9 protein-coding genes and 1 rRNA gene are annotated in these 8949 nt (G+C 37.1%); 9 read left to right on the top strand and 1 reads right to left on the bottom strand.

Annotated features, from left to right (window positions below; translation table 11 throughout):
- Positions 1-340 precede the first annotated feature (340 nt).
- The 6 genes from N7Z68_RS18145 to N7Z68_RS18170 all read left to right on the top strand — a co-directional run bounded on the left by N7Z68_RS18145 (position 341) and on the right by N7Z68_RS18170 (position 5771).
- On the top strand, positions 341-760 hold the full coding sequence (locus N7Z68_RS18145; protein ID WP_275119892.1) for a hypothetical protein: 420 nt from the start codon (positions 341-343) through the stop codon (positions 758-760).
- A gap of 367 nt (positions 761-1127) precedes the next feature.
- A complete protein-coding gene (locus N7Z68_RS18150) occupies positions 1128-1274 on the top strand; it encodes a hypothetical protein (protein ID WP_275119893.1) in 147 nt (48 codons plus the stop codon).
- A 184-nt stretch (positions 1275-1458) separates the two neighbouring features.
- Entirely contained in the window at positions 1459-2637 is a 1179-nt protein-coding gene (locus N7Z68_RS18155) for a CaiB/BaiF CoA transferase family protein (RefSeq protein ID WP_275119894.1), read from the top strand.
- Complete coding sequence (locus tag N7Z68_RS18160) at positions 2624-3595, top strand: MBL fold metallo-hydrolase (RefSeq protein WP_275119895.1); 972 nt, start codon at positions 2624-2626, stop codon at positions 3593-3595. The genes N7Z68_RS18155 and N7Z68_RS18160 overlap by 14 nt, the downstream gene beginning before the upstream one ends.
- A 90-nt stretch (positions 3596-3685) precedes the next feature.
- Positions 3686-4060 carry a YtxH domain-containing protein gene (locus tag N7Z68_RS18165; RefSeq protein ID WP_275119896.1) on the top strand — a complete coding sequence of 125 codons (375 nt, stop codon included), beginning with the start codon at positions 3686-3688 and terminating at the stop codon, positions 4058-4060.
- 934 nt (positions 4061-4994) lie between these two features.
- Complete coding sequence (locus N7Z68_RS18170) at positions 4995-5771, top strand: VLRF1 family aeRF1-type release factor (RefSeq protein ID WP_275119897.1); 777 nt, start codon at positions 4995-4997, stop codon at positions 5769-5771.
- A gap of 125 nt (positions 5772-5896) precedes the next feature.
- Here N7Z68_RS18170 and N7Z68_RS18175 read toward each other — a convergent pair whose 3' ends face one another.
- Entirely contained in the window at positions 5897-7102 is a 1206-nt protein-coding gene (locus N7Z68_RS18175) for an MFS transporter (protein WP_275119898.1), read from the bottom strand.
- A gap of 173 nt (positions 7103-7275) precedes the next feature.
- Here N7Z68_RS18175 and N7Z68_RS18180 point away from each other — a divergent pair, with 173 nt between their 5' ends.
- The 3 genes from N7Z68_RS18180 to N7Z68_RS18190 all read left to right on the top strand — a co-directional run.
- Positions 7276-7662 (top strand): OsmC family protein, encoded by a 387-nt coding sequence (locus N7Z68_RS18180; protein WP_275119899.1) that lies wholly within the window; start codon positions 7276-7278, stop codon positions 7660-7662.
- Positions 7659-8270, top strand: coding sequence for a YitT family protein (locus N7Z68_RS18185; RefSeq protein ID WP_275119900.1), 612 nt, complete (start codon positions 7659-7661; stop codon positions 8268-8270). Before N7Z68_RS18180 ends, N7Z68_RS18185 begins: the two co-directional genes overlap by 4 nt.
- Positions 8271-8637: 367 nt before the next feature.
- Positions 8638-8949: ribosomal RNA gene (locus N7Z68_RS18190) — 16S ribosomal RNA — on the top strand; the annotation flags it as partial.

Consider the following 8949-nt stretch of genomic DNA (forward strand, 5'->3'; position numbering starts at 1 on the left):
TGTTAATGGTTAATGCTGCTGTTTTTCATCGCCATCGAAGGGTTATTCAGATGAATGGTTTTGGCTATATTTTATGGGAAGTCCAATTTTTTATTTGCGGTTTACTGTTTCTGTGCTTAAGTCTTAATACTTAACAACATTAGCATTAGCAAAACCTATTTATAAATTTATTATAATCTGTTTTTATTAGGGATATATTAATAAATTGTTACAATTTTTCAAATAATTATTTTATTTCTGGTGAAGTTTGTAAGAAGAGGTGAAATGTACCTCCCGTATAGAGCAAGCTGTCAATTCATATTTATAAAAGATGAATAAAGGCAAAGCAGGGGGGCGCATCATGAATTACTATGAAAACTGGTATAGGAGCACTGCTGCTGCAACGGTTATAGAACAGTTGCTAACAAGGGAGAGTACTTCGATTATCACCTATGATTATTTAATGGTTATTGCTGAAGCAGAAGAAAATAAGCAATTACTAAGACAAGTTATTCAAATTCGACGAAGAAGTGATGAGCAGCTCAAAAGGGTGTATTTTCAATTAACAGGACAAATGGTCGCCGTCGATCAAGATGTATTTGAACGTCCATATACCTACCAAGAAGGCATTCAAAAAAAGGTTGAACGACAACAACGAAGAATAACTCGTTTAAGACAGTTGCATTCCGAATTAACAGGAAATAGACTCCAAACGGTCGTTGAAAATATTATTGTAGAAGAAGATTGGGTCTACGAAGTGCTTCAGTACGTAAAGAGATAAAAATAGTTATCTATTATTATCCACAAGTTTATCCACAATTGAACTATATGTGTTAATTAGTAAAAATGGAGTTTTAGAAGTTACTAACATTGTTCACAATCTGTGGATAAGTTCTGTGGAAAAGTCCAAAAAAATTATTTTACAACTGTAAGCGATTACATTTTAAAAAGAGGTTTACAAACACCAAATACGTTGATAGAATATTCATAAATTTAAAACGATTTAAAACGATTTAAAGCGTTACAGTAAAGAGAGACAGATCGTAACTGATGTCAAGTGATTGTTGTTAGTGGAGACTTGAGAGCAACCTTGTTTATGTAATTAATTATCAGAATATTCATTTAATTTTATTTAGGGGGAGTTAATTATGACAGTAACAGTTGAAATGAGAGTATTAGAAGAGATGGAAAAGAAGATTGAAAGATTAACGATGGAGATCCGAGAATTACGAAAAGTTGAAAATGGGTTTGAACCATTAGAGACAGATATGTTTTTAACAGAAGTCTATAACTAATTATCATTAAACTTACTGCTATAAGGCTGACTTTTAGAGTAAAGTGTCTAACACCTCAACTACAGATATAGTTGCTGCGGATTTCGAAGCCCATTATATCGAAAGTTAGGAGGGAAAAGCGCTGTCTAAGTCAGCTTTTTTGTCGGTAAACATCAGAGAAAAAACGAAGCAGGGAGAGAATAATATGCTTGAGGGAATACGTATTTTAGATTTTTCGCAGTATTTGCCAGGACCCTATGCCAGCTTAAGGCTTGGAGATATGGGAGCAGAGGTTATAAAGGTGGAACCGTTAACGGGTGATCCTGCCCGTGCGCTTGGAGATAAGCGTGAGGGCACAGGGTTGATTTTCTTAGCGAATAACCGTAATAAAAAAAGTATTGCGCTCAATCTAAAAGAGGATGAAGGAAAACAAATAGCTCTTGATCTAATGAGACAGTCCGATGTTGTTATTGAAAGCTTCAGACCAGGGGTAATGGAGCGTCTGGGTTTAGATTATGAAGTAGTAAAAAAAGAGAATAAGGATATCATTTACTGTTCTCTCACGGGTTACGGGCAAGATACAGCTTTGAGTCATTTTGGCAGTCATGATATTAACTACATTGCGTTAAGTGGCATGTTAAGTCAGTTAAAGGATAAGAGATCTGAACCGGTTCACCCAACGATCACTCTAGCTGATTTAGCCGGTGGAATGGCTGCATCAGAAGCAATATTAGCTGCGCTCGTTCAACGGTCGATTAAAAAAGAGGGAAGCTATATTGATTTATCATTAACAGATGTCATGGTATCTCTTATGAACAATCACGTGTTGATAGCCAGTGAAAAAGGGCGGCAACAAGGGGTTGCGGAGCTGACAGGAGCGATGATATCGTATCATGTATATAAAACGAAAGATAATCGTTATATGAGTTTAGGTGCACTAGAACCTAAGTTTTGGATTAATTTCTGTAATGCAGTTGGGAAGGATGAGTGGGTACCTGCGCATATGTCTGAAACAACTGATCAAAATCCAATTTACAGAGAAATGAAAGAACTATTTCAATCGTACTCGATGCATGAATGGATGAGTTTTTCACAAAAAGTGGATTGTTGTATGGCGCCTGTGCTAGAACCGGGTGAGTTAACTTCATCTAAGTATGTAGAGGAACGCCGTTTGATTTTTACTCCTTTCGAGGGGTACCCCGAGGTGGCAACTACATATGATAAAGACAGCCATACGTTCCCTGATTTACACCCGGCACCACGTTTAGGAGAACATACCGAAATGATTTTGAAAGACGTGCTGAAATATCCAAATGAAAAGGTTAGCAGATTAAGGACGACAAAAGTGATTAAAACGGAAGGGGTTTATCATGGCGTATCTTAAATGTGAGCAAAAAATAACTGCCATTACGCTTCCGACTCCTTTTTTAGTAGGTCCAGTAAACGTCTATTTAATAGAAGGAAATGAAGCACTTACCCTCGTAGACACTGGACCCAAAACAGAAGAAGGCTGGAATGTACTGACTCATGAATTAAAAGCAAGAGGGTATGTACCGAGTGATATTGAGCAAATCATTATCACTCATCATCACCCTGATCATGTTGGTCTATTGGATCGGTTTGTGAATGCAAAAAGGACGGGTCATGTAAAAGCTGTACCGTGGATTGAACAGGATGCTGTGTTTTTAAGGAAAAGCAGTGATTTCCTTTCTAGTTTTTATAAGAAACATGGAATGGATGAACATGTGATATTGGAAATTCATCAACGTAGTTCTAACTATCGCCAGTTTACGAGTAAAGCCAGCATCGATTATATTGTCGGTCATGGTAATGAAATTCCTGGGCTTACGGGTTGGAAAGTACTTGAAACACCGGGACATGCACAAACTCAAATCATGATTATGCATGAGGAAGAACAAAAGGCCATTTCAGGTGACCACCTTATTAAGCACATTTCCTCCAACGCGATTATCGAAGCGCCGTACAATGAAGGGGAAGAACGTTCAAGATCGTTATTGCAATACCGCGAATCCCTCAAGATGTTAAAAAATTATCATTTAAAAGTGTCATATTCTGGGCATGGGCTCCCAGTTGTTGATATACCATCATTAGTGGACGAACGAATAAAAGAACAAGACCTTCGAGCTACTCATATTGAGGAATTGCTCGGAAGTGAAACTCTTACTGCTGTTGAAATAACGCAACGACTGTTCCCGAAAATGTATGAAAAACAACCCGAACTTACTTTTTCAGAAACGTTAGGACATATAGATTTACTTGAAAGTAAAGGGCATGTCAAATGCATAAATGCTGGGGAAACAATTTTTTATAAAGCAAACTGACTGGGCGTTCATTCAGAAGGTTGTCCTTTTTTCCTTTAAAGATTATTGTTAAACTATAAGTATGAAAGTATTTCCAGAGGAGGGGCACCAATGGAGAAAAAACAATGCAATTCAGTTTGCAAAGGGATCATTATAGGAAGTGCTGTTACTGTTGCTGCATTATTAACGTACCCCAAAACGCGAAAGAAAATCGTTGAAGGTGCTGAAGAAATGAGGCATGCAGCACAAGGTGCTACATCGTATATTAAAGAAAATCGGGAAGAACTAATTGAGAAGATCAGGGATACGAGTACACAAATTTCTGATGCACTAAAATCTGTTAGTCATGATGTAAAACAAATATCAGAAAGTGCGCAGCACATTAAAACGAGCTCGGTTGAAGTCATTGATGCAGCTCGTGAAGTAGTAGAGGATATAAAAAAGATCAAGGAACCCAAAAAAGAAGATCCGTTCGAAGGAATATAATTCCTAAAAAAGATCTGCATATCTTAACGAAGTTGTGACATCATAATTAGTGAGGAAGGCAGTTGCAATCCTCTAAATAAGTTTTCACCCAAGCTGAAGGAAATAACGATTGTTGATCAGTACCTCAAGAGGTGGTTGCGTTGAACAAGTATGCAGAAAGTGCAATTTGTTAGTAACTTCATTGAAAGAGGTGTTACCGAAAGACAAATATCGTTACGGCCCCAGAAGCATTTAATGGTGAAGCTTTCAAAAAAGGTGACCTTTAGGGGTCACCTTTTTTAGGTTGAAGTACAATTTTTTTGAAAGATTTGGTGGAGTCTCGAGTGAATTCATATGCATTGTCTTAATTTAATTAGGGTTCATAACATATTTAAGATGAACAGCGAAAAAAATTAAAATAAGCGTACATACTTTTTTGTAAGCGGGACATCATAATAAACGAGGACGGCGGTTGCTATCCTCAACCAACAAGTCCACATCAAAGAAGATTAAAATTACGGTAATAACATTTTGTCAGTACTACCTCAGAGGTGAATTGCGTTGAACAATTATGCGGAAAGTGTAATTCGTTAATCCAACAAGTTCGTTGAAAGAGGTGTCTATGAAGGACAAAAATCGTTACGGCCCCAGAGTGTAATTTTTTCGAATAACGATGTGGGACTTGAAAGGGAAGGTGGCCACTATCGTTGGTCGCCTTCTTCTTTTTTAAAAAAGGAGAGGTGTAAACGATGAGTAACAAAAAACACAATAAAAAGAATAAAAACAATACAAGCCATAAACATTCAAACAACCATAAAACGAGCAGTTCAGCAAATAAATCAAACGGTTATCATTAATTTCTTGAGAAGCACTAAAAAAGTGCTTCTTTTTTTAGTTTAATGAAGAATATAAATGGTAATAGGGATATATATCTTGTCCTAAAGGGGGAATTTTTTTGGCTTTTACAAAACGGATCAAGGAATTAAAGGAAGCCCGGTGTGACAAGGGTGTATTAACTATTTATTTAAACACACTGCGTAGTGGTCAAGATGATTGGAAGCTACAATTTAAGAATGGTTTGAAGAAATTAGAGCAATATGTAATGGCAAGAAAAGACAAAGAGGAACTAAAAAGTTTTCGGGATGTAAAAAAGAAAGTTACAAAGCAACTCATGGAAAGGCAACATGATATGTTAAAAGCTGTAGTGATCTTTGCTTCACCGGATCAAAACATATGGGAGTTCCACCATCTGCAGCTTTCTGTAGAAAATAGCTTTTGCTGGGAAAAAGAACCAGTGCTTGATCAACTGGAGGCGATCCAACAGCAGTATCCAGCCAGTGGTGTATTAGTATTGCAACAAATGGAAATGCTTGCTTTAGACACACGTCTTGGAGAAGTAACGCAACAAATCCGTTACACACTAAACATAGAAGATGACAATTGGAGAAAGTATGAGGGAACGGCCGCTGGAGAACGAATGGCATCGAGTGCTAATCATAAGGACCAGTATCAAGAAAGGCTAGAAGTTAATCAGCAACGTTGGTTAAGAAGGTTGGCACCGTTAATTGACCGGGAATCCAAGGAGTTTCAGTGGCAGGGAGTTTATATTGTTGGTTCACAGGAACTGGCAAAAGAATTAGGGAAATACTTACAAACGAAAATTATAAGAGTAATACCGAAAAATTTAGCTTCACTCCCAAGCCATAGGGTAGTAGGGGAAGTGATCGGATAAAAATCTTTTGGTTTGGCTATATTTGAACGGCCGCTAACAGAAGTGTTGATTTGAAAATGAAGGTAACACCTGAGGGATTATGTAAGGGGGCTGAATTATAAATGTCAGCCTCCTTTTTAAAATCGTTATGCTGTTGCTGCTTTTTTTACATTCGCAGGTGCTTTCTCCTTAAAAACAACTCCTAAAATGAAAACGATAAACAAAATTCCTCCAACAGCAAAGTAGATACTCCCGCGCTCCATAACATCAATTAGTATTCCGCCAGTGAGTGGACCTAGAATACTTCCTAAGCCAAAACTTACTGCAGTCATTACATTTCCGGTCGGAAGTAAATTTCTCGGCAATAAATCGGCTAGATACATTACACCTAGAGAATATAAAGAACCAACTAATGCTCCTGCTATAGTAAAAATGAATAGAAGCAGTAAATGCGACTGTTCTACAAAAATCATACTAAAAAAAGAAAGGGAGCCAAGGAATGTGACAGTAAGAAGTATCTTTTTCCGCCCCCATTTGTCGCTCAATAATCCAAGGGGAAGTTGGGTGATAAGTCCACCAATAACAAACGCTGGTAATAGGATTGATACCCACTCTATCGTAAATCCAGATCGTAATGCATAAACAGGATAATTTCCGTGAATTGAAGCTTCGAGAAATCCATAACAAAAGCCAGGCAATAAAGCAAACCAAGCTAATTTAATTACTTGTTTATAACGCCCCCATGTTCCGGTTTGCTTTGCCGTTTCGAGATCATTTTCTGGCCATTCGTTTTTAAGAAAAAGCACAAATCCGTAGGAAACTAAACTAAATAAAGCAGCGATAATAAAAGGGAAGTATTCATTAATAGCTAATAACCTTGTCATAAAAGGACCGGCGCTAAATCCAAGACTAAATGCCAAACCGTATAATGAAATATTTCGTCCTCTTTTATGGACAGGACTTGTCGATGTAATCCAAACTTGTGTTGCGAAGTGAACCATGTTATCTCCAATTCCGACAATCATCCGTAAAATAAACCAAAACCAAAAAACTTGCCAAAAAGGAAACAGAAATAATGAAAAAATAATTAATATAAGGCCAATCGTAATAACAGGCTTATATCCGTATTTGCGAACCGGTTTCTCGATAAAGGGGGATGCTAAAAGTATTCCGATATATAATGCAGCAGCATTTAACCCATTTAATGAAGATGAAGTACCTGCTTGCTCTAACATTATGGCTAACAAGGGAAGTAACATTCCTTGCGAAAAACCAGCAATTAAAACCATTAGTATTAAAACAGCAAATCGGTAACCAGGGTGATTCTGCTTATTTTCTATGTTTGTATTCATAAGCGTCCTCCAGAGAAGAGATTTTAAAACTCATACCCTACTTATTGTAATGCTCAACAATAGATATTCAAGAAAAATGTTTTAGGTGGAAATAATATTTCTAACATAAAAGGTGACGTAAAGTTGAAACCTTTGTACAATTAAACTAATAAATAGGTAAGGGATGTGAAGGTATGGAATTTATAATGAAGGAAAATGGATTTACAGCAAATTTTGAATATGGAACATTACATATCTCAGGGAATGAAGAATTTGGTTTCAGGCCGTATCAATTATTAGTATCTTCGATTGCGGTTTGCAGTGGCGGAGTATTACGTAAAGTATTAGAAAAGAAACGAATCGTTTATAAAGATGTTAAAGTAACTGCTGACGTGACTAGAAATCCAGAGGGAGCGCAGGAAATCCAAAAAGTTCATATGCATTTTATTATTACGGGCTCTAATATTAGCGAAGAGAAAATAGAAAAATCCTTAGCTGTTACTAGAAAAAATTGTTCAATGGTGCAATCGGTGAAAGATAGTATTGAAATTACTGAATCCTTTGAGATCATTGAAGGGTGAGTAAAGGATTTGTAGGGGCATCGTTAACCATTGGATCGATCTTGCAAGGGTTAGCGATGTCCCTCTTTTTATTTCCGCATGCAATCCCTTCAGGTGGAGCAGCCGGAATAGCCATTTTATTTGAACATCTTTTTTCTATTAAGTATGAATTATCATTATGGACCTTTAATTTTCTTTTGCTTGCTATCGCTTATAAGTGGATCGGTTGGTTTAGTGTAATCAAAACGTTATACTCAGTAAGTGTCACTTCATTGACAATTGGGTTGATGAGTTCTTTATCGCTTGGTCCTTTATCTTCCGTATATATTGATATGTTGTTAGGTGCATTAATATTTGGGTTTGGTGTTAGTCTATTATTTATTAGTGGAGCTTCTTCAGGTGGAATTGCTATTATCGTGCATATTCTTCATAAGCAGATCAATGTCATGCCGGGGAAGTTATTATTTCTTTTTAATTCAGCTATTTTTCTGTCATTGGCAATTACAATTGACTGGGTAATTTTGCTCTATGCGCTGATCACACAATTTATTTCTGCGAAGATTATTGACCTTTTCTATAAATTGTTTCATTATTATATATTGGATGGACAAGCTGCTGTTTCAAAGTAGTATGATGGAGGAGTAGCTTTGAATTTTACTTTATATAATTTATAGTTGACGTAACGATTAATAAGTTATATAATAATTTTTGTCGCTAAGGCGATAACTACTTATCAAATATGATTTCAAAAAAAGTTTTAAAAAAGACTTGCTTTTGAATTCTAAGTTTGGTAAGATTAATCTTGTCGCTGTTCAAACAGCAGTCATAAAGTTCTTTGAAAACTGAACAAAAAGCCAAGCGAAATAAATGAGATACATGATATCTCGTCAATGTTTTAAAACGTCACAGTGATGAATGATCTTCGATTAAGAACGCGATGACAATCGCCAACATCGAAGCCACCACATCCTGTGGAAGTGAGCTATATCAAACACTTTTATGGAGAGTTTGATCCTGGCTCAGGACGAACGCTGGCGGCGTGCCTAATACATGCAAGTCGAGCGGACCTTATAAGAGCTTGCTCTTATAAGGTTAGCGGCGGACGGGTGAGTAACACGTGGGCAACCTGCCCTGTAGACTGGGATAACTTCGGGAAACCGGAGCTAATACCGGATAATCAATGACACCACATGGTGTCATTGTAAAAGTTGGGATACTAACACTACAGGATGGGCCCGCGGCGCATTAGCTAGTTGGTGAGGTAACGGCTCACCAAGGCGACGATGCGTAGCCGACCTGAGAGGGTGA

Source organism: Alkalihalobacterium chitinilyticum, from assembly GCF_029028005.1.
GTDB lineage: Bacteria > Bacillota > Bacilli > Bacillales > Bacillaceae_F > Alkalihalobacterium > Alkalihalobacterium chitinilyticum.

What these genes read in the sequence shown, in the direction of transcription:
- N7Z68_RS18180 (WP_275119899.1), top strand. Translation starts at nt 7,276, where the DNA reads ATGGAATTTATAATGAAGGAAAATGGATTTACAGCAAATTTTGAATAT.
- N7Z68_RS18150 (WP_275119893.1), top strand. Translation starts at nt 1,128, where the DNA reads ATGACAGTAACAGTTGAAATGAGAGTATTAGAAGAGATGGAAAAGAAG.
- N7Z68_RS18145 (WP_275119892.1), top strand. Translation starts at nt 341, where the DNA reads ATGAATTACTATGAAAACTGGTATAGGAGCACTGCTGCTGCAACGGTT.
- N7Z68_RS18165 (WP_275119896.1), top strand. Translation starts at nt 3,686, where the DNA reads ATGGAGAAAAAACAATGCAATTCAGTTTGCAAAGGGATCATTATAGGA.
- N7Z68_RS18160 (WP_275119895.1), top strand. Translation starts at nt 2,624, where the DNA reads ATGGCGTATCTTAAATGTGAGCAAAAAATAACTGCCATTACGCTTCCG.
- N7Z68_RS18155 (WP_275119894.1), top strand. Translation starts at nt 1,459, where the DNA reads ATGCTTGAGGGAATACGTATTTTAGATTTTTCGCAGTATTTGCCAGGA.
- N7Z68_RS18175 (WP_275119898.1), bottom strand. Translation starts at nt 7,102, where the DNA reads ATGAATACAAACATAGAAAATAAGCAGAATCACCCTGGTTACCGATTT.